The organism is Micromonospora sp. WMMD975, from assembly GCF_029581215.1.
Classification (GTDB): Bacteria; Actinomycetota; Actinomycetes; order Mycobacteriales; family Micromonosporaceae; genus Micromonospora.
This window is the reverse complement of sequence record NZ_CP120739.1, coordinates 2,497,875-2,520,633: the sequence shown is the minus strand read 5'-3', so window position 1 is coordinate 2,520,633 and position 22,759 is coordinate 2,497,875. Positions and strand designations below refer to the sequence as shown.

General features: G+C 75.1%; 20 protein-coding genes. 7 read left to right on the top strand and 13 right to left on the bottom strand.

The annotated features are described in order from the left end of the window. The first annotated feature begins 26 nt into the window (after window positions 1-26). Window positions 27-905 carry an RNA polymerase sigma factor SigJ gene (gene sigJ / locus O7613_RS10860; protein WP_282293612.1) on the top strand — a complete coding sequence of 293 codons (879 nt, stop codon included), beginning with the start codon at window positions 27-29 and terminating at the stop codon, window positions 903-905. Window positions 906-936: 31 nt separating this feature from the next. Here the strand turns inward: sigJ and O7613_RS10855 are convergent, their stop codons facing one another. From O7613_RS10855 to O7613_RS10840, 4 genes are all read right to left on the bottom strand, one after another. Beyond that, window positions 937-1,830, bottom strand: coding sequence for a GNAT family N-acetyltransferase (locus tag O7613_RS10855; RefSeq protein WP_282293610.1), 894 nt, complete (start codon window positions 1,828-1,830; stop codon window positions 937-939). A gap of 109 nt (window positions 1,831-1,939) precedes the next feature. Next, window positions 1,940-2,539, bottom strand: a complete 600-nt coding sequence (locus O7613_RS10850; protein ID WP_348775414.1) for a methyltransferase domain-containing protein — start codon at window positions 2,537-2,539, stop codon at window positions 1,940-1,942. Window positions 2,540-2,649: 110 nt separating this feature from the next. Continuing rightward, the gene (locus tag O7613_RS10845) at window positions 2,650-3,336 is read right to left on the bottom strand and encodes a DUF2064 domain-containing protein (RefSeq protein WP_282293606.1); all 687 of its coding nucleotides are present in this window, start codon (window positions 3,334-3,336) and stop codon (window positions 2,650-2,652) included. Beyond that, window positions 3,333-4,007 carry a glycosyltransferase family 2 protein gene (locus O7613_RS10840; RefSeq protein WP_282293604.1) on the bottom strand — a complete coding sequence of 225 codons (675 nt, stop codon included), beginning with the start codon at window positions 4,005-4,007 and terminating at the stop codon, window positions 3,333-3,335. The genes O7613_RS10845 and O7613_RS10840 overlap by 4 nt, the downstream gene beginning before the upstream one ends. 145 nt (window positions 4,008-4,152) lie before the next feature. Between O7613_RS10840 and O7613_RS10835 the strand changes: the two genes are divergently transcribed. Next, entirely contained in the window at window positions 4,153-5,727 is a 1,575-nt protein-coding gene (locus O7613_RS10835; protein ID WP_282293603.1) for a hypothetical protein, read from the top strand. A gap of 623 nt (window positions 5,728-6,350) precedes the next feature. On the opposite strand, the gene O7613_RS10830 is transcribed toward O7613_RS10835, so the two are convergent. Beyond that, window positions 6,351-7,421 (bottom strand): NAD-dependent epimerase/dehydratase family protein, encoded by a 1,071-nt coding sequence (locus tag O7613_RS10830; protein ID WP_282293601.1) that lies wholly within the window; start codon window positions 7,419-7,421, stop codon window positions 6,351-6,353. Window positions 7,422-7,565: 144 nt separating this feature from the next. On the opposite strand from O7613_RS10830, the gene O7613_RS10825 reads away from it, so the two are divergent. Next, complete coding sequence (locus tag O7613_RS10825; RefSeq protein ID WP_282293600.1) at window positions 7,566-8,888, top strand: molybdopterin-dependent oxidoreductase; 1,323 nt, start codon at window positions 7,566-7,568, stop codon at window positions 8,886-8,888. Then, complete coding sequence (locus O7613_RS10820; RefSeq protein ID WP_281589116.1) at window positions 8,881-9,309, top strand: hypothetical protein; 429 nt, start codon at window positions 8,881-8,883, stop codon at window positions 9,307-9,309. The genes O7613_RS10825 and O7613_RS10820 overlap by 8 nt, the downstream gene beginning before the upstream one ends. Before the next feature lie 37 nt (window positions 9,310-9,346). On the opposite strand, the gene O7613_RS10815 is transcribed toward O7613_RS10820, so the two are convergent. Then, window positions 9,347-10,576, bottom strand: coding sequence for an SLC13 family permease (locus O7613_RS10815; RefSeq protein ID WP_282293599.1), 1,230 nt, complete (start codon window positions 10,574-10,576; stop codon window positions 9,347-9,349). Window positions 10,577-10,684: 108 nt separating this feature from the next. Here O7613_RS10815 and O7613_RS10810 point away from each other — a divergent pair, with 108 nt between their 5' ends. After that, window positions 10,685-16,462, top strand: coding sequence for a TIR domain-containing protein (locus O7613_RS10810; RefSeq protein ID WP_282293598.1), 5,778 nt, complete (start codon window positions 10,685-10,687; stop codon window positions 16,460-16,462). Window positions 16,463-16,716: 254 nt separating this feature from the next. Here O7613_RS10810 and O7613_RS10805 read toward each other — a convergent pair whose 3' ends face one another. The 3 genes from O7613_RS10805 to O7613_RS10795 are packed head-to-tail and all read right to left on the bottom strand — an operon-like array spanning window position 16,717 to window position 18,248. After that, window positions 16,717-17,313, bottom strand: coding sequence for a GNAT family N-acetyltransferase (locus tag O7613_RS10805; protein WP_281589122.1), 597 nt, complete (start codon window positions 17,311-17,313; stop codon window positions 16,717-16,719). A gap of 6 nt (window positions 17,314-17,319) precedes the next feature. Then, window positions 17,320-17,514 carry a DUF397 domain-containing protein gene (locus O7613_RS10800; RefSeq protein WP_282293596.1) on the bottom strand — a complete coding sequence of 65 codons (195 nt, stop codon included), beginning with the start codon at window positions 17,512-17,514 and terminating at the stop codon, window positions 17,320-17,322. After that, the gene (locus tag O7613_RS10795) at window positions 17,502-18,248 is read right to left on the bottom strand and encodes a helix-turn-helix transcriptional regulator (RefSeq protein ID WP_282294520.1); all 747 of its coding nucleotides are present in this window, start codon (window positions 18,246-18,248) and stop codon (window positions 17,502-17,504) included. The genes O7613_RS10800 and O7613_RS10795 overlap by 13 nt, the downstream gene beginning before the upstream one ends. A 123-nt stretch (window positions 18,249-18,371) precedes the next feature. Between O7613_RS10795 and O7613_RS10790 the strand changes: the two genes are divergently transcribed. Both O7613_RS10790 and O7613_RS10785 read left to right on the top strand, forming a co-directional pair. Continuing rightward, a complete protein-coding gene (locus O7613_RS10790) occupies window positions 18,372-18,719 on the top strand; it encodes a hypothetical protein (RefSeq protein WP_282293594.1) in 348 nt (115 codons plus the stop codon). Then, a complete protein-coding gene (locus O7613_RS10785) occupies window positions 18,716-18,943 on the top strand; it encodes a flavin reductase (RefSeq protein ID WP_282293592.1) in 228 nt (75 codons plus the stop codon). The genes O7613_RS10790 and O7613_RS10785 overlap by 4 nt, the downstream gene beginning before the upstream one ends. Window positions 18,944-18,990: 47 nt before the next feature. Here the strand turns inward: O7613_RS10785 and O7613_RS10780 are convergent, their stop codons facing one another. The 4 genes from O7613_RS10780 to O7613_RS10765 all read right to left on the bottom strand — a co-directional run bounded on the left by O7613_RS10780 (window position 18,991) and on the right by O7613_RS10765 (window position 22,683). Beyond that, on the bottom strand, window positions 18,991-20,226 hold the full coding sequence (locus O7613_RS10780) for a family 16 glycosylhydrolase (protein ID WP_282293590.1): 1,236 nt from the start codon (window positions 20,224-20,226) through the stop codon (window positions 18,991-18,993). Between the two features lie 118 nt (window positions 20,227-20,344). Further along, window positions 20,345-21,625 carry an MFS transporter gene (locus tag O7613_RS10775; protein ID WP_282293588.1) on the bottom strand — a complete coding sequence of 427 codons (1,281 nt, stop codon included), beginning with the start codon at window positions 21,623-21,625 and terminating at the stop codon, window positions 20,345-20,347. Continuing rightward, window positions 21,622-22,197 (bottom strand): helix-turn-helix domain-containing protein, encoded by a 576-nt coding sequence (locus tag O7613_RS10770; protein WP_282293586.1) that lies wholly within the window; start codon window positions 22,195-22,197, stop codon window positions 21,622-21,624. The genes O7613_RS10775 and O7613_RS10770 overlap by 4 nt, the downstream gene beginning before the upstream one ends. 48 nt (window positions 22,198-22,245) lie before the next feature. Then, complete coding sequence (locus O7613_RS10765; protein ID WP_282293584.1) at window positions 22,246-22,683, bottom strand: VOC family protein; 438 nt, start codon at window positions 22,681-22,683, stop codon at window positions 22,246-22,248. Window positions 22,684-22,759: the final 76 nt, after the last annotated feature.

The window sequence follows — 22,759 nt, the reverse complement described above, 5'->3', positions numbered from 1 at the left end:
GGAACGGTGAGCACGAGGAGGCGGCGATGGACGGCGACACCTGGCTGGTGGAACGGTTCGAGCGGGAGCGCCCCCGCCTGCGCGCGGTGGCCTACCGGCTGCTCGGCTCACTGACCGAGGCCGAGGACGCCGTGCAGGAGACCTGGCTGCGGCTGGCCCGCACCGACGCCGACGCGGTCGACAACCTGGACGCCTGGCTGACCACGGTGGTGGCCCGGGTCAGCCTGAACACGCTGCGGTCGCGCGCCGCCCGCCGGGAGGACCCGCTCGACGTACGCCTGCCCGACCCGGTGGTCGAGACGCCGACGCCGGACGTGGACCCCGCGCACGCCGCGGTGCTCGCCGACTCGGTGGGCCTCGCGCTGCTGGTGGTGCTGGACACGCTCAACCCCACCGAGCGGCTCGCGTTCGTGCTGCACGACATGTTCGGGGTGCCGTTCGACGAGATCGGCCCGCTCGTCGACCGCTCACCGGCGGCGGCCCGGCAGCTCGCCAGCCGGGCCCGCCGCCGGGTACGCGGGCAGGCGCCCACGCCCGACCCGGACCTGGCCCGCCAGCGGGCGGTGGTGGACGCCTTCCTGACCGCCGCCCGCGACGGCGACTTCGACGCGCTGATCGAGGTGCTGCACCCGGACGTGGTGCTGCGGTCCGACGGCGGGACCGCCCGCGCCCGGCACACGACCGTGCTCACCGGCGCGCGTGAGGTGGCCGCGCAGGCCACCACGTTCGGCCGGCTCTTCCCGTTCGCCCGGCCGGTGCTCGTCAACGGCGCCGCCGGGGTGCTCGTCAGCGCCGGCGGCCGGCCGCTGTCGGTGATGGCGTTCACGGTCACCGGCGGGCGGATCGCCGCGGTGGACGTGATCGCCGACCCGCACCGGCTGGCCGTGCTCGGCCGCACCGACTGAGCCCTCCGCCTCGGGCTGTTCCGTCGCCCGGTCAGGGCACGACGACCAGGTTGGCCATGTCCACCACCGGCCGGAAGCCCAGCCGGGCGTAGAGCCGGTTCGAGGCCGGGTTCGCCTGGTCGGTGAAGAGGCACACCCGGACGCCCTCGGCGCGCAGCCGGCGACTGACCTCGGCGACCGCGTTGCCGGCCCACCCGCGCCCACGGTGCTCCGGCGGCGTGTAGACCGGGCCCACCCGGGCGACGCCGAACGCCGGCGCGTTCGCGGCGGTGAGATGCACCGGACGGCCCGCCCCGTCGGTCCAGAAGCAGATCCGGCCGCTGCGGATCCAACGCAGCAACTCGCCCCGCTCGGGTGTGGCGTGGGCGCTGGCGCCGCGCGGGCGTCCCGCCTGCTCGTCGGCATCGGCCATGAACGCGTCGAACCAGGCGGTGACCAGGTCCACGTCGTCCGCGCCGGCCACCGCCAGCGCGCCCGGCGCCGGCGTCGGCGGCACGAGTGTGTCCAGTTCGTGCAGCCGGGTGTGCTGGGCGACCTCGACCCGGCCGCCGCCCAGACGCGCCACCTCGGCGGCGCAGTCACGGGCCGCCGGCAGCGCGCCGTTGACCGCCGACACCTTCTCGCCGCGCTCGTGCCAGGTCCGGGCCAGCGCGACCGCCGCCTCCGCCGGCATCGGCAGCAGGAACGGCGGGCGCGGCGGGAACGGCGCGGTCCGCATCCCCGCGCCCACCACCGCGCCGGAGGCGTCCCGGACCACCAGCCACCAGTCGTCCTCCGGCAGTGCGATGCCGTCGGCCCTGCGGGCCGCCATCCGGTGCGCGACGGAGGCGACCACGGTGTTGAGCACCGGGTCGGCGGCCAGGTGGTTGCCGGCGGCGTCCAGGAACTCACCGGGGTCGGCGTGGAAATGCAGGGTGGCGGTCATGCGGGCACGTTAGTTGCTGGCCGCTGCCCGGCCGTAGCCGTTTTTCCGCCCGGCCGGTGTCAGTTGCCGTCCGTCCGAGGCCGGCTCCCGCCCGGCCGGCGCCGCTGGCTCAGGCGGCGGCCAGCTCGGCGAACCAACGGCCGCCCGCCTTGTGCAGGTCCCGCACGGCCAGGCCGGCCGCGGCGGCCGGTCCGTGCACCGCCCGGGTGTCCAGCCGCGCCCAGCCGAAGCTTGGCCCCCGCCGCCGGCCGGACACCACGTGCGCCTCGCCCTGCCAGGCGCCGCTGCCGGGCGGCTCCAACTCCACAAGCACCGCGCCGTCCGGGCGCAGCAACTCCCGGCACCGGCGCAGCAACCGGGCCGGGTCGCCGCCGATGCCGATGTTGCCGTCCAGCAGCACCACGTGCCGCCACCGGCCCTCCGCGGGCAGCGGCCCGAACAGGTCGGCCCGCACCGCGACCGCGCCCCGGGCCCGGGTCAACGCCACCGCCCGCGCACAGACGTCCACCCCGACCGTGGTGACGCCGGCCCGGGTCAACGCCGCCGCGACCCGTCCCGGCCCGCAACCCAGGTCCAGCGTCGGGCCGTGGCAGCGGGCCACCACCGCGACGGTGGCCGCCTCCGCCGGGCCGTGCCACCGCTCCACCGGCAGCCGCCGGCGGACCCCGTCGGCGTGCACCAGCCAGTGCACACCGGTCCGCCACCGCAGCGCACCACCGAAGCCGTCCGGGGCTCGCAAGCCCGGCTCGCTCCTCGCGCTCGCGGGGCCGGTCTGCGTTCGCGACTGCGGGGCTCGCAACCCCGGCTCACTCCTCGCGCTCACCGGGCACCGCCGGCAAGCACCGCCGGCCGTGCCGCGGCCACCGCGCGGGCGAACCGGCCGCCGGGCGTGGACCGGGCCACCGCCAGCGCGTCGGCCCAGTCGTCCACGTCGCGCAGCGTGGGCAGCGCGTCGACCCGCAGGCCGGCGCCGACAAGCGCCGCCCAGGTGAGCCGGCAGGTGGCGGCGGTGGACATCGGTACGCCGCGCAGCGCCGCCGCCCGCTGTGGGTCGCGCAGGCCCAGCCCCCACCAACCACCGTCCGCGGCCGGGCCGAGCACCGCGTCCACGCCGGGCACCGACAACCGGTGTACGGCGTCAGCGAGCCGTGCCGGCGTCACCTGCGGCGTGTCCATGCCGATCTGCACCACCGGCCGCCCCGGGTAGGAGTCGGCCACGTCGGCGTGCGCGTACGCCAGCCGGTCGGCCAGGCCGTCGCCCCGCTGCGCCAGCACCGGCCAGCCCGTGACGGCGGCGGCCAGGCCGGGACCGTCCTCGCCGTCGGCGAGGCGCCCGGCCAGCGCCAGCACCGGCACCACGCCCTCGGTGGCGGCCACCGCGGCCACCGTGTCACGCAGCGCGGCGGCGGCGATCCGGGCCGCCTGCGTCGGCGTGGCCGGCGGGCAGAGCCGGGTCTTCACCGCGCCCGGCACCGGGGCCTTCGCCACCACCAGCAGCACGGTCACCGGGGACCCTCCACACTGCGCAGCACCGCGAGGAAGTCGCGGGTGGCCCGCACCGTGCCGCGTACCGAGCCGGACACCTTGGACTTCGTGCCGGCGGCGCGCGGGGCGTACCGTACGTCCCGCTCGTGGATCCGCCAGCCCGCCGCCGCGGCCCGGATCATCAGCTCCAGGGGATAGCCGAACGCCCGGTCGGTGACCCCGAGCCCGAGCAGCGCCTTGCGCCGGGCGACCCGGATCGGGCTGAGGTCGCGCAGCGGCACCCCACGTTGCCGCAGCAGCGCGGCGACGAGCGCGGTGCCGGCCCGCGCGTGCCACGGCCAGGCCCCGGTGGACACCGGCCGGCGGCGGCCCACCGCCAGGTCGGCCGTGCCGGCGGCCACCGGGGCGACGAGCGCCGGCAGCTCACCCGGGTCGAACGAGCCGTCCGCGTCCAGCACGCACACCAGCTCGGTCTCGGCGTGCGTCAACCCGGTGTGCACGGCCGCGCCGTAGCCGCGCCGGGGTTCGCGTACCACCCGCGCGCCGAGCCGGGCCGCCACCTCCGGCGAGCCGTCCCGGGAGCCGTTGTCCACCACGATGGCCCGGTAGCCCGGCGGCAGCGCGGTCAACACCCCGGGAAGGGCGGCGGCCTCGTCCAGGCACGGCAGCACCACGTCGATCTGTGTCCGCATGCCGCCGACGCTAGGCCGGCAGCCGCCCGGTTGAGCCCCGATCGTGCTTACGGAACCCTTACCGACCAGGTATTTCTTACCATCTCGTGACGGGCCGGCGATTGCCGTCCCGGCCGGCGCCGGCGGGCCGTACCGTGCGGTCGTCATGAGATCCGCACCCACGCTGCGCCGCGCCCCCGCCCCGGACCGCACCGGCCCCCCGCACCGGGGCGACCTGGCCGCGGTCGCCGTCGAGGTGGCGCTGCTCGCCGCCGCCGTCGTGGTCGGGCTGGTGCTCAACCGGCGCGGCGTCGGCCTGCACGCCGACACCGCGCCGCTGTACGCCACCTGGCGGCCACACCTCGGCTGGGGTACGCCGCTCGCGGCGCTCGTCGTGCTGGCCGTGCTCGGGCCGGGGCTGCGGTGGGCGCGTACCGCCCGATGGGGGCCGCTGCTGGCCGCCGGCTGGCTGGCGGCGGTGGCCTGGACGCTGGCGCTGGCCCTGGTGGACGGGTGGACCGTGGGGCTGGCCCGGCGGTTGACGCCGCAGGCGGAATACCTGCACGAGGTGCCCGGGGTGACCGACATCCCCCGGATGCTGGCCGGGTTCACCGACCGGATCCTCGACTTCCAGCCCGACTCCTGGTCCACCCACACCGCCGGGCACCCGCCCGGCGCGCTGCTGGTCTTCGTCTGGCTCGACCGGGTCGGGCTCGGGGGCGGCGCCGCCGCCGCGCTCTGCTGCGTGCTTGTCGGCGCGACGGTCGCGGTCACCGTACCGGCCACGCTGCGCGCGCTGGGCGCCGCCGACGCGGCCCGGGCGGTGCTGCCGTTCCTGGTGCTGCTGCCCGGGGCGGTGTGGCTGGGCGCCTCCGCCGACGCGGTGTTCACCGGCGTGGTCGCCGCCGGGCTGGCCCTGCTGGCGGTACGCGGGCCGCTCGCCGCGCTGGCCGGCGGGCTGCTGCTCGGCTTCGCGCTGCACCTGTCGTACGGGTTCGTGCTGGTCGGCGTGCTGGCGGTGACCGTGCTGGCGCTGCGGCCGGACCGCCGCCGGGAAGCCCTGCTCGCCGCCGTTGCCGGTGTCGCGGCGGTCACGGCGCTTTTCGTGCTCGGCGGTTTCCGCTGGTGGGAGGGGTACGAGCGGGTCGTCGAGCGCTACTACCAGGGTTGGGCGGCCGACCGCCCGTACGCCTACTGGGTCTGGGCGAACCTGGCCGCGCTGCTGCTCTCCGCCGGCCCGGTGCTCGGGCCGGCGCTGCGCCGCACCGCCGTCGCCGCCCGAGCCACCTGGCACGCCGTTGGCGGTCCCGGAGTCGTCGGGCACGCAGCCGTCGGGCAGGGAGTCGTCGGGCACGCCGTCGTCGGGCATGCCGTCGTCGGGCCTGATGCCGCCGGGTTGGTGAGGTCGGGCGCTGTGGAGGCTGGGCCGGCTGGCAGTCGCTTCCAGGGCTCCACGGGCGACGTGCCGTCATCGGTCGGCTGGCCGGCCCGGGCCCTCCGGGCGCGACGATTTGTCGGGCTCGGGCCGACGGTGCTGCTACCGGCCGCCGCCGCGCTGGTGGTGGCCGCCGCCGACCTGTCGGGAATGAGCAAGGCCGAAGTGGAGCGGATCTGGCTCCCGTTCGTGGTCTGGTTGCTCGTCGCCGTCGCGCACCTGCCCCCGCCGGCCCGCCGCTGGTGGCTGGCCGCCCAGGCACTGACCGCCCTGCTCGTCAACCACCTGCTCCTCACAGTCTCCTGACCACCCGAGGCATGTGTCCCGCCGACCGGGCACGAGCATGATTCGTCGATCATGGAGTTGTGGCGTCAGTGAATGCCGGCTACGCCCGTTATCGGAGGTGCCACAAGTCCAAGATCGCGGTGCGAGTGGGCGGCATCCCGCCTCCGATGCCGCGATCATGAGGTTGACGGCTCTGTTGATCTCGGCTGATGCCGCCAACCTCATGATCGACGTCGGGCCCCTTCGGTTGGATTTGGGGCGGGAGGAGAGCGCGTGGCAACTTTCGGTCGATGATCGACACCGGTTCGGTGAAGTGGTGGCATCCCCGCCGGCCGGATACCGCCACCTCGCCGAGCTGGCGTCCGGCCACCCGGCCACCCGGCCACCCGGCCACCCGGCCACCCGGCCACCCGGCCACCCGGCCACCCGGCCACCCGGCCACCCGGCCACCCGGCAATCCGGCCACCCGGCCACCCGGCAATCCCGGCCATCCGGCCACCCGGCAATCCCGGCTAACTGCGTCACGCCACGGCGTCGCGCAGGTGGGAACCTGGGCCCGCCCGCCATTCGAGAGCAGGGCAACCGCCGGTTGACGTGCCCTGCGGGCCACCGCCCAGCCCGGCGCCGAGCGGCGCCGAGGGGTGTCAGGCGGGTTGAGGGGAGACGGTGGCGGGGGAGCGGAGGGGATCGGTCGCGAAGGCGGTCACGCCCTCGGTGAAGGTGACCCGCGCGGTGTAGCCGAGCAGCTCCCGGGCACGCGCCGGATCGGCCACCACGTGCCGGACGTCGGCCGCCCGCGCGCCGCCGGCGACCACCGGCTCCGGGCCGTCCATCGCCCGGGCCAGCGCCGTCGCCAGGTCGCCGACGGTGTGCGGCTCGCCGGAGCAGACGTTCACCGGCACCAGGCCCTCGGGCGGCGGGGCGGTCAGCGCCAGCAGGTTCGCCCGCGCCACGTCCGTGACGTGCACGAAGTCCCGGCGCTGCCGGCCGTCCTCCAGCACCGTCGGGGCCCGGCCGGCAGCAAGCGCGGAACGGAACAGCGAGGCCACCCCGGCGTACGGGGTGTCGCGGGGCATCCGGGGGCCGTAGACGTTGTGGTAGCGCAGCGCCCACACCCCGCCGCCGGTCTGCCGGGCCCACGCCGCGGCGTAGTGCTCCTGCGCGAGTTTGCTTGCCGCGTACGTGCTGCGCGGCTCCAGCGGCGCGTCCTCGGGCACCAGCGCCGGGGCGAGCGTGCCGCCGCAGTCGGGGCAGGTCGGGTCGTACCGGCCGGCGGCCAGGTCGGCGGCGCGGCGCGGGGCGGGCCGGACCACGCCGTGCCGGGCGCAGGTGTAGCGGCCCTCGCCGTAGACCACCATCGAACTCGCCAGGACCAGCCGGCGTACCCCGGCGGAGTGCATGGCGGCCAGCAGCACCGCGGTGCCGAGGTCGTTGTGTGCGGCGTAGTCGGGCGCGTCGGACGGGTCGAGTCCGTGCCCGACCATGGCCGCCTGGTGGCAGACCGCGTCCACGCCGGACAGCAGCCGGTCGAGCAGCGCGGCGTCGCGCACGTCGCCGACCACCGGGTCGTGCCGCCGGGACCACTCCGGCAGCGTCCCGCCGTGCGCCTGCGGCAGCAGGGCGTCCACGCAGACCGGCTCGTGGCCCTCGGCCGCCAGCAGGTCGGCGATCTGCGATCCGATGAACCCGGCCGCGCCGGTGACCAGTACCCGCATACCGGCCCACGCTAGGGCACCCGGGCCGGGTCGGAGGCCGGTTCACGCCGGACGTCAGCGGTCCGTAAGGGTCGGCGGCGGTAAGGCTTCGGTAATGCGGCAAACGCCGTCGCCGGCCGCCGTCGCGGTCTAGCGTCCCATCCCGTGACCACCACCGACGCCCCACCCCCGGACGAGCCGGGGTACGCCGCGCCGGCCCGGTTCTGGCGCGCCCTGGACCGGAGCCGTCCGCCTGGTGTCGACGCGGTCGGGCGGGCCTGGCGCAGCCCGGTACGCGGGCCGTGGCTGACCTCCGTGCTGGGCGCCGTGCTTCTGGCCACCTTGCCGTTGGTGGTGGTCACCGGGCTGCTCGACTGGATCGCCTACGGTCCCCGCTTCGACCAGGCGTTCCCCCGGGACGTGGGCTGGCTGCACCCGCCGGTGTTCGACTGGCCGACGCGCCCGGCCTGGCTGTTCCGGGTCACCCAGGGGCTGCACGTGACGCTCGGCATCGTGCTGGTGCCGGTGGTGCTGGCGAAGCTCTGGTCGGTGGTGCCGAAACTGTTCGCGTGGCCGCCGGCCCGCTCGGCGGCGCAGGTGCTGGAGCGGCTGTCGTTGCTGCTGCTGGTCGGCGGCATCCTGTTCCAGAGCGCGACCGGTCTGCTCAACGTCCAGTATGCGTACCTGTTCGGCTTCGACTTCTACACCGCGCACTGGTACGGCGCGTGGGTCTTCACGGTGGCGCTCGTGGTCCACGTGGCGATCAAGCTGCCCCGGATGGTGACCGCGCTGCGCGGGCCGGGCTTCGCGCGTACCCCGGTGGCACGGACCCGGCCCGAGCCGGCGGATCCGGACGGCCTGGTGGCCCGCGACCCCGGGCCGGCGACGATGAGCCGCCGGGGGGTGCTGGCGCTCGCCGGCGGCGGCGCGTTGCTGCTGGCCGCGCTGACCGTGGGGCAGAGCGTGGACGCGCTGCGGCGTACCGCGTTGCTGCTGCCCCGGGGCCGGCGGGCCGACGACGGGCCGACCGGCTTCCCGGTCAACCGCACCGCCGCCGCGGCCGGCGTCACGGCCGACCGGGTCGGGCCGGGCTGGCGGCTGGCGCTGCGCGCCGGCGCCCGCACGGTCACGCTGGACCGGGCCGGGCTGCTCGCGCTGCCGCAGCACACCGCCACGCTGCCGATCGCCTGCGTGGAGGGCTGGTCGACGTCGCAGACCTGGACCGGGGTACGCCTGCGCGACCTCGCCGCGCTCGTCGACGCCGCCGGGGCCGGCGCGGCGCGGGTCCGGTCACTGGAGCGCGGCGGGCTGTTCAGCCGGGCCACCCTGCACGGCGGCCAGGTGTCCGACCCGGACGCGCTGCTCGCGCTGCGGGTCAACGGCGTGGACCTGAGCCCCGACCACGGCTTCCCGGCGCGGGTCGTGGTGCCCGCGCTGCCGGGCGTGCACTGCACCAAGTGGGTGGAGGAGATCGTGTTCGATGGCTGAGTTCCGGCGGGCGTACGGCGCGGCGGCCTGGCACCTGCTGCTCCTGGTGGGCTGCTTCGCGGTGACCGGGTGGATCGCGCTGCGGCTGGCCGGCGAGCCGACCGCCGGCCGGATGCTGCTCTGGTTCCTCGGCGCGGTCATCGCCCACGACCTGGTGCTCTTCCCGTTGTACGCGGCCCTCGACCGGGCGCTGCGTCGCGCCGGCCCGTCGTTGCGCAACCACGTCCGGGTGCCGGCGTACCTGTCGGCGCTGCTGTTCGGGGTCTACCTGCCGACCGTGCTGGGCCTCGGCGACGGCACGTACGCGGCGGCCACCGGCCTGTCGCCCCGGCCCCTGCTCGGCCGCTGGCTGGCGGTCACCGCCGTGCTGTTCGCCGCGAGCGCGGCGCACTACGCCATCCGCCGCCCGCGCCGGCGCTGACGCGCGCCGGCCGTGCGGGCGCTTCCCGGGGCGGCGGTCAGGCGCCCGGGCCGACCAGCAGGGCGAGCACCGTGCCGGCGGTGGCGAGGGCGGCGAGCGCGGCGCTCGTCGCCACGAACCGGCCCAGCGGCACCGCCACGCCGGCGGCCCGGCACCGCTCGTACCAGATCAGCGTGGCCAGCGACGCCCACGGCGTGGCCAGCGGGCCGACGTTCGTGCCGACGAGCAGCGCCAGCAGTTGGGTGTGCCGGTCGGCGGCGATCACCGCCTCACCGGCCAGGTACGCGGGCAGGTTGTTCACCGCGTTGCTGAACAGCGCGCCGACGGCGCCCGCCCGCAGCGCGCCCTCCGCACCCGGGTCGGTGCCGATCAGCACGCCCATCACATGGTCCAGGCCGTGTCGCCCGATGGTCTGCACCACCAGGAACAGCCCGGTCACGAACACCAGCAGCCGCCACGGCACCAGCGCCGGGCGCAGCCGGTGCCGGGCCCGCACCGCGAAACCGGCGACCAGGATCGCGGCGGCCACCCCGGAGGCGACGCCGATCTCCACGCCGGCCAGCACTCCGGCGACGAAGAGCAGGCAGGCGACGAGCGCGGTGCGGAAGACCACCCGGTCCGGCGGCTGGTAGGGCGGCGGCGGGACGAACGGGTCGGCGTCGGCGCGCGCCGGCCGCCAGTACCACCACCACAGCAGCAGCATGGTGACGGCGATGGCGACCACCTGCGGCCACCACATCCGCGCCGCCCACGGCAGCGGGTCCAGGCCGATCCGGTTGCTGGCCAGGATGTTCGTCAGGTTGGACACCGGCAGCAGCAGGCTCGCCGTGTTGGCCAGCCACACCGTGGTCATGGCCAGCGGCGTCGGCGGCACGTTGAGCGTCCGGGCCAGGGCGATCATCACCGGCGTGAGCAGCACCGCAGTGGTGTCCAGGTTGAGCGCGATGGTGGTCACCGACGCGACGACGACGCAGAGCCAGAACAGCGCCCGGAAGCTGCCCCGCGCGGTGATCGCCACCCGGGCGGCGAGCGCGTCGAAGACGCCCGCGATCGCGGTCAACTCGGCCAGCACCACCACCGTGCCGAGGAAGATCAGGATGGGGCCGATCCGGCGCATCGTGGCCTCGGCGTCCGCGCGCGGCAGCAGGCCGGTGAGGACGCAGAGCACGCCGGCCACGGCCAGCCCGATCGCGATCCAGTCCAACGGGTGCAGTTGCCGACGGGGCCGGTCCGGCGCGGCGGACGGCGGGTCGCCGACGGTCTCCACGAACGACGATCCTCGCACATCAGGTGTCGGAGGTCCGACCCGACGCGACCCCCGGTCCGAGCTGCCGTGGGTGTCGATCCGTTGACCGTCGGTGGTCATAATGACCACGTGGCTGTAGGCGCGCACCCCACCCGGTCCGACCGCCCGATCGACTTCTTCATCAGCTACTCGCCCGCCGACGAGCGCTGGGCGACGTGGCTGGCCTGGGAGTTCGAGGAGGCGGGCTACCGCACCCTGCTCCAGGCGTGGGACTTCGTCGCCGGCACCAACTTCATCGACTTCATGGACCGTGGGGTCCGCGAGGCCGAGGTGGTGGTGGCGGTGCTGTCCGAACGCTACCTGCACTCGACGTACGGCAAGCTGGAGTGGCAGGCGGCGCTGCGCGCCGACCCGGACGGCACCGGCAACAAGCTGGTCACGGTGCGGGTGGAGGACTGCCCGATCGACGGCCTGCTCGCCACCATCACCTACGTCGACCTGGTCGGGGTGGACGACCCTGCGCGTGCCCGCGCCCGGGTGCTGGACCGGATCCGGGAGGCGCTCGACGGCCGGGCCAAACCGATGCGCCAGCCGATGTTCCCGCGCCACCTCGACGATCCCGCCGGCGTGCTCGCCGGGCCCGTCGCCGGTGCGCCCGCGCAGCGCCGGCCACGGCGTACCCCGATCAACCCGCCGCCGTTCCCGCCGGCCGCGGCGGCGCCGCCGACCGCCCGCGACACCATCACCGTGCTCCAGGTGGGCGGCCCGCGGTTCGGCCGTGGCGTCATCTCGCCGGGCGCCCCGGTCACCCCCGGCGAGGTTCAGGAACACCTGATGGGCGACCTGACGCTGCTGATGAACGACGGGGTGCCCCGGCCGGACCTGCTGGTGGTGGCCGGCAATCTGACCGAGTCGGGCAGCGCACGCGAGTTCTCCGACGCGCTGAGCTTCCTCACCGGGCTGCGGGTGCTGCTCGGCCTGGAGCCGCACCGGCTGGTCGTGGTGCCCGGCCCGCGCGACGTGACGATGGCCGCGTCCCGGGCCTACTTCGCCACCTGCGAGGCCGACGACGTCGACCCGCAGCCGCCCTACTGGCCCAAGTGGCGGCACTACGCGCGGCTCTTCGACGACCTCTACCAGGGCCTCGACGACCGGATTTTCGACAGCGAGCAGCCCTGGACGCTGTTCGCGGTGCCCGACCTGCGGGTGGTGGTGGCCGGGTTGAACTCCACCATCGCCATCACCCACCGCGAGGAGGACCGGTACGGCTTCCTCGGCGAGGCGCAGTCCGCCTGGTTCGCCCAGCGGCTGCGGCACTACCAGCAGTCCGGCTGGCTGCGGCTGGGCGCGATGGCGCACGCCCCCGGCCCCCGCAGCCCGTACGCCGACGAGGTCCCGCCGGACCGGGTGTCGCTGCGCGACCGCGGCTCGGTCAACCGGCTGGTCGGCCCGATGCTCAACCTGCTGCTCTCCGACGCCGCGCCGACCGGGCGGGCCGACCCGGTGGTGCCGCTCGTCGCCGCCCCGCGCGACGGCCGGGCCCAGGTGCTGCGGCTCGGCGCGGACGGGATGACGCGCTGGGTGCTCGGCCGCGACGACCGCCGGGACGCCGGCGAGTCGACCGCGGTGGGCTGGCCCCGGGCCGAGGCGACGTTCGGCGCGTCCGGCCCGGCCCAGGTGCCCGACCCGCGGCGTCCGGCCACCGGGGAGGGCCCCACCCAGGGCGAGGCCGCCCCGGCGGTGGCGGCGGCGACCCCGGTGGAGCGGCTGCTCGACCGTCTCGCCGAGGTGTGCGAGGCCCGCTACGACCGGGTGCTGGTGCGCCGGGTCGACGCCGACCCGCCGCACCTGTACGTCAGCTACCGCTCCGACGGCGTGGTCCGGCAGCAGCGGGTCGGCGCGCACGTGGGCACGCCCGCGCCGGCCGACGTGGACCGGTTCGCCCGCCGGGTGCACGCCACCGACCCGGACATTCCCTCGGAGCTTGTCTACGACGGCGACCGGGTGCCGCGCGGGCTGGCCGAGGAGGCACAGCGGCGCGGCGTCCGGGTGCTGCACCTGACCGAGTTCCAGGGCCTGCTCGACCTGCGCGACTACGTCGCCGCGCAGACCGCCCGGCTCCAGGCCGACCGGCTCTACCCGCCGGGCCAGTACGTGCCGCAGCGCTACCGCCACCTGGTCGGCGCCGACCAGCGGGTCCGCGAGGACGTGGTGGACGAGCTGCTGGAGACGGTCTCCGCGCCGGACGGCCGGTTCGTGCTCGTGCTCGGCGACTTCGGCCGGGGCAAGACGTTCGCGTTGCGCGAGGTGGCCCGCCGGCTGCCCACCGCCGCGCCGGACCTGATCCCGATCCTGGTCGAGCTGCGTGCGCTGGACAAGGCGCACTCCGTCGACGGCCTGGTCGCCGCGCACCTGGCCAACCACGGCGAGCAGGTGATCGACCTGAAGGCGTTCCGCTACATGCTGCGCCAGGGTCGCATCGTGCTGCTCTTCGACGGGTTCGACGAGCTGGTGGCCCGGGTGACCTACGACCGGGCGGCCGACCACCTGGAGACACTGCTCCAGGCGGCCGAGGGCGCCGCGAAGATCGTGGTGAGCAGCCGCACCCAGCACTTCAAGACCAACTCGCAGGTGCTGACCGCGTTGGGCGAGCGGGTCGGCCTGCTGCCGCACCGCCGCGTGCTCTCGGTGGAGGACTTCACCCCGGGCCAGATCGAGTCGTTCCTGCGTAACCGCTACGGCGGCGACGAGACGGCGGCCCGGGATCGGATGAGCCTGCTCGCCGGCGTGAACGACCTGCTCGGGCTCTCCCGCAACCCGCGCATGCTCGGGTTCATCGCCAACCTGGACGAGGGGCGGCTGGCCGCGGTGGCCGGGGCCGGCGGCACGTTCAGCGCCGCCACGCTCTACCGGGAGATCCTGGCCGCCTGGCTGGACTTCGAGGAACGGCGTACCCAGGGCATCCCGGGCGCGCCGGTGAATTTGCGGCGGCCCGAGCTGTGGCAGGCGGTGAGCCGGCTGGCGTTCCAGCTCTGGGAGAGCGGCGAGTCCTACCTGCGGCTGGCCGAGCTGACCGAGGCCACCGGCCAGCTCGCCGGGCGGGCCGAGTCCCGGCTGTCCGGGCCGCAGGCCGCCCACGCGGTGGGCGCCGGCAGCCTGCTGGTCCGCACCGACGACGGGCTGTTCGGGTTCATCCACACCTCGGTGATGGAGTGGCTGGTCGCCGACGGCGTCGCGAACCAGCTCAACCGGGGGGAGGAGCCGACCGCGCTGGCGGTGCGGTCGCTGTCCGCGCTGGCCGTGGAGTTCCTCGGCGACCTCGCCGACCCGGCCCGCTGCACCGCGTGGACGGCCCGCGTGCTCGGCGACGAGTCGGCCGGCGAGACGCTGCGCGCCAACGCGATGCGGCTCAGCGCCCGGCTGCGCCTGCCCGACCGGGCCGACCTGCGCGGCGCGGTGCTGCGCGGCGAGGACCTGTCCCACCGGGAGCTGGCCGGGGCCGACCTGACCGGCGCCGACCTGACCGACGCCCGGCTGGTGGCCACGAACCTGACCGAGGCCCGGCTGGAACACGCCCGGCTGCGGGGCGCGCGGCTCGACCAGGCCCGCCTCGCCGGGGCGGACCTGCGCGACGCGGACCTGGCCGGCGCCCGGCTGTTCCGGGCCGACCTGCGCGGGGCGCGGACAGCCGGCAGCAGCTGGCACCGGACGGCGTTGATCGACGTCAACGCCGACCCGGGGTTGCTGCGGGCCCCGGAGCTGCGCGGCGCGGTCGTCGCGCCGGGCCGGCCGGTGACGCCGGGCCTGGCCCCGCCCGCGGTGGGAGTCGGGTACGGCTTCGAGGTGGGACGGCTGCCGGTGCCGGTCGCCTACAGCCCGGACGGCGCGGTGCTGGCGGTCGGCAACGACGACGGTGGCGTGCTGCTCTGCGACACGGCCACCGGGCTGGCGGTGCGTACCCTCCAGGGCCACCGGTCCCGGGTCTACGCGGTCCGCTACGACGCCGCCTCGCACCAGCTCGTCACCGGCGCGGCGGACCTCACCGTACGGTTGTGGGACGCCGACCACGGCGACGTGCGGCACGTCATCGAGGACGTCTTCACCGGCTGGGTGTGGCCGCTGCTCACCGACGGGCGCCGGGGCCGGCTGGTGGTGGGTGACGCGGCCGGCGTGGTCCGGCTCTACGACACCCGCACCGCACGGCTGCGCCACACGTGGCGGGGGCACGCGGCGCCGATCTGGGGGACCTCGTTCAGCCCGGACGGCCGGCGGGTCGTGGTGGCGGACAGCGCCGGCACGGTCCGCGGCTGGGACGTCCACACCGGCCGGCTGGCGTTCGAGGTGCGCGAGCCGGAGGTGGTCTACCGGGTGGTGCACTCACCGGACGGCCGGCTGCTGGCCGCCGTCGGGCAGCACGGGCGGGTCTGGATCCGCCGGGCCACCGACGGCGAGCTGCTGCGCCAGCCCCGCGGCCACGAGGCCGACGTGTACGCCCTCGACATCCACCCGGACGGCACGCTGATGGCCACCGGCGACACGCACGGCGCGCTGCGGCTGTGGGAGACGGAGACCGGCCGCCCGGTGCGGGTGCTCGGCCGGCAGCGCGGCGCCATCTACAGCGTCCGGTTCAACGGCGACGGCAGCCTGCTCGCCACCTCCGCGAGCGACGGCGCGATCCAGCTCTGGGACACCGACGACGGTCAGGTGCGGCACGAGCTGACCCGGCACCGGGGCTCGGTCTGGCCGGTGGTGTGGCGGCCGGACCAGGCGCAGGTGGCGACCAGCAGCAACGACGGCACCACCCGGCTGTGGGACGTGCGCACCGGGCAGCTCCAGCAGACGCTGCGCGGGCACGGGCGGCGGGTCACCGCGCTCTCCTTCCGCGACGACGGGGAGGTGCTGGCGGCCTGCGGCAACGACGGCCTGATCCGGCTCTGGGAGCCGCGCACCGGCCGCCTGCTGCGGCGGCTCGCCACCCCGGCCGACCGCCTGCTCTCGGTGGTCTTCTGCCCGGACGAGCCGATGGTGGCCACGCCCAGCGGCGACGGCGGCGTGCACCTGTGGAACACCGACACCGGCGCCGACGAGCGGGAACTCAACGTGGACACCGATCACGTCTGGGCGGTCGCGTTCAGCCCGGACGGCGACGCGCTCGCGACCGCGAACGACGACGACACCGTACGCCTGTGGTACCGCCGCACCGGCCGGCATTTCGCCACGCTCACCCCGCACGGGGGGCGGGTGCGCACGGTGGCGTTCAGCCCCGACGGCGAGACCATCGCGACCGGCGGCGACGACCGGACGGTACGACTGTGGGACGCGGCCACCGCCACCTGCCGGCTGACCCTGGAACACCACACCGACCGGGTCTACTCGGTCGGCTTCAACGCCGAGGGCACGCTGCTGGCGAGCGCCGGCAACGACGGCACGGCGGTGATCTGGGACGTGTCCACCGGCGAGCGACGCACCGTGCTCACCGCGCACGTCGGGCGGCTCTGGTCGTGCGCGTTCAGCCCGGACGGCAACCTGCTCGCCACCGCCGGGGACGACCTGGTGATCCGGCTGTGGGATCCGGGCACCGGGCGGCTGCACGGCACCCTGGCCGCGCACACCCGGCGAGTCTGGTCGGTGCACTTCAGCCCGGACAGCAGCCTGCTCGCCAGCGCCGGCGACGACGGGACGGTCCGGCTGTGGGACGTGGCGGACCCGGAGCACGCCCAGTTGCGGACCACGCTCATCGGCCTGCCGGACGGTTGGGCGGCGGTCAGTCCCGACGGCCGGTACAAGCTGGACGGCGACCCGGGCGGCCAGTTCTGGCACGTCATCGGCACCTGCCGCTTCGAGGTCGGCGAGCTGGATCCTTATCTCACCCACGTCCGCCGCCTACCCGTCGACGCCCCCTTCTGACCCTGCCGCGGGTTTTCGTCGATCTTGGACTTGTGGTGCCATGCTGTCCGTGCCTACCCCGCCTCCAACGCCGCGATCATGAGGTTGACGGCGGTGTCAATCTCCGTTGATGCCGTCAACTTCATGATCGCCGCTCCTCGCGCCCCCGCCTGCTCCCACCCGGATCCGGCCAGCTCGCCCACCGAGCCGGGAAGCGGCCCGAACGCGCCACCTCATCAACCCCTCGACAACTCCACTCAGAGAACGGCGTGGATTCAGCGGGTGGCGGGGCCGGCCCACCGGACCTCGCCGTCGTGCCACACGTCCGTGGGGGCCAGGCCGCAGGCCGTGGCCACCGCCGCCGACGCGCGGTGGTCGGGATGGATGTGGGCCACGAGGGTACGCACACCGCGCCGCCCCAACCAGCCGACCATCCCGCGTGCGGCCTCGGTGGCGATGCCACGCCCCTGCCAGGGTGTGCCCACCACCCAGGCGATCTCGGCGACCGGCCCGTCGTCGACCGGATCCGCGTCGTCGAGGTGCCGGTGCCCGACCGCCCGCGCGCTCCCCGTGGCGGCGTGCCGGGTCGGAGCCTCAGGTTCGGTGACGGTGGCCTGGACGGTGCCGGCCAGCCGGCCGTCGTCGCGGAGCTGGACGACCCAGTTGCACCACGACTCCGCCGGATCGGGGGAGCCGGCGACCAGTCGTTCGTAGCGGGCCCGCAACGACGCCGGATCGGCCGGGCCGCCGCCGATGAAGGTGTGCAGCGCCGGGTCGGCGAGCACGGCGGCCATCTCCTCGGCGTGCGCGACGCCGAGCGGCAGCAGGAGCAGCCGGTCGGTGGGGATGGGCTCCGGCGCGATCCCGCTCATCGGAAGTCAGCGCCGGTGCGCCAGGTGGGCGACGAACGCCCGCCATGCCGGCGGCGCGAAGACGAGGACCGGACCGCCGGGATCCTTCGAGTCTCGAACACCGACCACAGCGGCCAGGTTCTCGGCCACCTCGACGCAGGCGCCTCCGTTGGAACTGCTCCGAGTGCTGGTGCGCCAGCGCGCACCGATCAGCTCATCCATGATCGTGCTCTCAGGAAGTCGATGGTCTGGTCCCGCGGCAGCGAAACGGACCTCACGGTATCCCAGACCGCCCAAAGAGCCGCAACATCATTCTGGATCCGTCCGGCCGCCTGGTCGTCGAGGTGGCCGATTTCCTCACCGTCAGGGGTGGTGGCGATGATGAACGGGCCGGCCTGACCGGGGTGGAGCCCGGCTCGGAGGGGAAGGACGTGCACCATCACGTGCTGACGTCCGGCGATTTCGATGAGGTGGTCCAACTGAGGGTGCATGATCTCGGGATCGCCCCGGCGTAGCGCTGCCTCGTCGACAACGAAGACCATCAGCGGCGGGCGCGGCCGGTCGAGGACTGCCGACTGGCGGCGTAACCGCGACTCCAGAAGGGTGTCCGCGTCTGCGAACAGTGGTCCACTCCGGAGGACCGCGAGGGCGTACTCGGGTGTTTGCAGGAGACCGGGTAGGACGGCCGACTCGTACCAGCGCAGTGCCGTCGCTTCGCGTTCGATGTCGGCCCACGGGCGGAACCAGGCTGGCTCCCGGCGCTTGAGCGCGTCCGGCCACAACTCGGCGGCGTCCTTCCCGAGCAGCTCGGCGACCTGGGCGCGGTGCCGGGTCTGCGGAATCCGCCCCTGACTCGCCCATCGGGCCGCGGTCTTCGGGTCGACACCGACCCGCTCGGCCAGGCTCTCGGCGGTGTGCCCCGCCTCGGACATCGCGGCCACCACGGCTCGGTTCATCCCTGTGTCCTCCTCGAACATCCCGGCCATCCCGATGCCATCCTGCAACGCAGTGTGACTGCCCCGCAACGCTCGGCAGGGTTCTGGTGAACGACGTGTCGGAGCGACGGAGAGGGACGCTTGATGCCGGAGGAGCAGGCGCGCGGTGAGCGGCCGGACGTACCGACCGGGGAGCCGGACGAATCGTGGACGGTGTCGGCGATGAGCGCGCTGCACTCGACGGCGGCACCGGCCTGGGTCTGCGACGACTGCGGTGCGGACTGGCCGTGTCCGGCGTGGACGTCCGCGCCGTCCGACGCTGCGCGGCGGGCGGAGTTGTTGCCGGAGTTCGTCCCGTTGACCCGGCGGGCGATCCACGACCTGCGCGGCCGTCCCGGCGGACCACAGCCGCCGGAGATCGTCCGGCGGTTCCTGTGGTTCCTGTCGTTGAACGACGAGGAGGCGCGGGCGGTCGCGCGGCGGTTGCGATGAGCCGGGGTCGCCGGGAGCACGTCCCGTCGCGGCCGACGTGGCGGTGCCGGGCCTGCGGCATCGCCTGGCCCTGCTCGGCGGCGAAGCTGCGGCTGCTGGCCGCCTACCGGGAGGCCCGGCCCGCGCTGTTGATCCACCTGGCCACGCTGTATGTCGAGGCCGAGGCGGACCGGCCCGCGCCGGACGGTGCGGACCGCTACCGGCGTTTCGTCGGCGGGGCGTGACGCCGGGGTGGGCGGTGAGCGCCGCCCGCCCCGGCTCACCGAAGCGGTCAGCGCCGCCACTTCTGGTTGGCGGTGCCGCCGCACTCCCAGATCTGCAACCGGGTGCCGTCGGCCGAACTGTTCCCGGTGGCGTCCAGGCACTTGTTGGCCTGCGGGTTGACGATGTCGCCCGCGGCGCTGAACACCCACTTCTGCGCGCCGGTGCCGTTGCAGTCGTAGAGCTGCACCTTGGCGCCGTTGGCGGTCGACCCGGAGGCCACGTCGAGGCACTTGCCGAGCGCGCGCACCGAGCCGTCCGCGTTCCAGGTCCAACGCTGCGCGGCGGTGCCGTTGCAGGTCCAGAGTTGCACGGCGGTGCCGTTGGCGGTGGCGGCGCTGGCCACGTCGACGCACTTGTTGCCGTACCCGACGATCTGACCGCCGGTGCCCCCGCCGCCGTTGTCCCAAGCCTGCACCCGGACGTAGTCGATGGTCATGGTCTGCGGGAACGTGGTGGCGCCGTCCGGCGAGCCGGGCCAGTTGCCGCCGACCGCGACGTTCATGATCATGAAGAACGGGTGGTCGAAGACCCAGCGGTTACCGCCCGCGTCGGCCGGCGTCTTGCGGGAGTACGCCACACCGTCGAGATACCAGGTGATCGAGTCCGGGGCCCAGTCGACGGCGAACGTGTGGAACGCGTCGGCGAGCGCCTGGCCGTTCGGCAGCGAGGTGGACGCGCCGATGCCGTTGCCGCCGGAGTAGCCGGGACCGTGCAGCGTGCCCCACACCGTGGACGGCGCGTAGCCGACGTTCTCCATGATGTCGATCTCGCCGCTGTTGGGCCACGGGTTGCTGCCGATGTCGTTGCCGAGCATCCAGAACGCCGGCCACAGCCCCTGCCCGCGCGGGATCTTGATGCGGGCCTCGAACCGGCCGTACGCCTGGGCGAACGTGCCGTTGGTGAGCAGCCGGGCCGACGTGTACTGGCAGCTTCCGTACCAGCAGGAGTAGCCGGACGGGTTTTCCTTGCGGGCGGTGATGACCAGGTTGCCGTTGCCGTCGAGCGCGGCGTTGCGGGTGCTGTTGGTGTAGTACTGCAACTCGTTGTTGCCCCAACCGCCGCCGCCGATGTCGTAACGCCACTTGCTCGCGTCGGGGGCGGCGCCGGCCGGGCCGTTGAAGTCGTCGGACCAGGTGACCGCGCCGGGGGCGGCCACCGCTGGGGTGCTCGGGACGGCGGTGAGGGCGGCCGTGAGGCCGACCGCCGCCATCGCCAGGGCGGCGACGCTACGGATGCTGCGCACGGGGTGCCTCCTGCGGTGGTGGGGGTCGCTCACCGTCCGGTCGGCCGGCCCCGCGCCGGAACGGTAAACAAACTTCAAAGATAGTCTTCGATGAAGGTATGAACGAAGTCGTCCACTGTCAAGAGACCGCTTCCCGCCGATCCCGTTCCGGTTCGGGCTGACGCACCTGCGGCGGTGGCTTCGGCCGGCGCATCGTTCGCCACGGACCGCCCAGCAGCGGCGTGAGCACCACCAGCAGGTAGCAGGCGCCGATGGTGACGAGCGTGGACGTGGTGCCGAACCGGTCGGCGGCCAGCCCGGCACCGAGCGCGCCCACGGGCATGGCGGCCCAGGCGCCCGCGCCGATCACCCCGTAAACCCGGGCCCGCATCCCGGCCGGCACCCGTTCCAGTTCCACCGCGCCCATCAGCGGGTTGAGCGCGCCGGCGGCCAACCCGGCCACCGCGACGACCGCGACCACCACCGGCAGCGGCGGCGCGGCGGCCAGCGCCCACAGCGGCGGCGCGCCGCACACCGCGTACGCGGTGACGAACGTGGCCCGGCGGGGCAGCCGGTGCCCGATCGCGCTGAACACCAGCGAGCCGACGAGCGCGCCGCCGCCCATGACGCCGACAAGCAGGCCGAACGCGGCCGGTCCGCCCAGATCGCGGTTGGCGACGACCGGCAGGAGCACGTTGCTCTTGGCCGCGTCGAAGAGGTTCGTGACCAGGACCAGCAGCACCATGGCGCGCAACAGCGGCTCCCGGACCAGGAAGCGCAGCCCGGCGGCGAACTGACGCCAGTAGCCGCCGGCCTCCGCCTCGTCGTCCTCGGTGGACGGGCGCAGGCCGCGTGGCACCAGCAGCGTCACCGCAAGCGCCGAGACGGCGAACGTCGCCGCGTCCACGGCCAGCACCGGCAGCGCGCCGAGCAGGCCGACAAGCAGGCCGGCCACCGGCGCGCCGATCATCCGGGCGCCGCGCGAGGTGGCCTCCGCCCAACCGATCGCCCGTTCGATCGGCACCCCGGCCACGGCCGCCGCCTCCGGCAGCAGCGCGGTGCGGGCGGTCTGCCCCGGGGTGTCCAGCAGCCCGCTGACGAAGACCAGCGCCAGCAACGCCGGGAACGGCAGGCCGACCGTGGCGTGCAGCACCGGCACGGCGGCGACGGTCACGCCGGAGACCACGTCGGCAAGCACGCTCGACCGGCGGTAGCCGATCCGGTCGACGAGCACGCCGCCGAACGCGCCACCCAGCACCACCGGCGCGGTGGCGAACGCGCCGGCCAGCCCGGTGGCCGCCGGTGAACCGGTCTCGGCCAGCACGTAGAGCGGCAACGCGATGAGCGTCAGCACGTTGCCGGTCAGCGAGACGGCGTGCCCGATCAGCAGCCCGGCCAACGGCCGGCGGTCGCGGGTCACTGCGGCCCCAGGTATGCCTGCCAGATCAGCGTGACCATCTCCGCGCCGGGCCGGCCGGGCGCCCCGCGCCGGTGCCAACGCCGACCCAGCTCGGACAGCTCGTCGCGCAACTCACCCAACTCGTCGGGGGTCAGGTGCAGCACCGTGTCGCTGCTCGTGGTGCCACGCACCCAGGCCAGGTCGAGGCTCGCCTCGGACTCCAGATAGGCCTGGTAGCGGGCCACGTAGCGCTCCATCGCGGCCCGCCGCAGCAGACTGCCGGCGAGTTGCCGCTCCGGGTCGTCGAGCAGCTCGACCGGATCCCAGTCGGTGGTGGCGTGCGCCGCCCGCCACCACCGCTCCCGGCGGTTGCGGGCCAGGTCGGGGGCCTCGGCCACGAAGCCGTGCTCGGCCAGCTTGCCGATGTGCCAGCTCACCGAGCCGACCGCCTCGCCGACGCGCTCACTCAGCATCCCCACCGTCTGCGGGCCGCGCAGCCGCAGCTCGCCCAGCAGCCGCAACCGGGTGGGGTGGGCCAACGCCCGCATGGCACGGGGGTCGGTCAGGTGCACGTGGTTCGGCTCGTCCGCCATGCCGCCAGGCTAGACCGACAAGAAGGGAAGTACAAGGCTCCTTGTGCGTCAGTCGAGGCAGAACTCGTTGCCCTCCGGATCGGCCAGCACCAGGTGACCGGCGTCGAGCGGGGGAGCGGGCTCGTGGCGTCCGACGCGGGTGGCGCCGCGCGCGACGAGCCGGTCGGCCGCCGCCTCCAGCGCCGCCATCCGGGCGTCGCCGGTCAGCCCGGGCGCGGCCCGTACGTCGAGGTGCACCCGGTTCTTGTCCCGCTTCGGCTCGGGCACCCGCTGGAAGAACAGCCGTGGTCCGGCGCCCTCGGGGTCGACCACGGCCGAGGCGTCGTTGTGCCGCTCCACCGGTACGCCAAACGCGGTGAGCGCCTGCTCCCACGAGTCGAAGCCCTCGGGTGGGCCCTGGACCTGGTAGCCGAGGGCCTCGGCCCAGAACGCCGCCAGCGTGGCCGGGTCGGCGCAGTCGAAGGTGAATTGCACGTCGCGGGCCATCTCGGCTCTCCTTCGGTCGGGTCCCGGCCAGCCTGCCCCAGACAGCGGTCAGGCGCTGTCCGCGACCCGCGGGAAG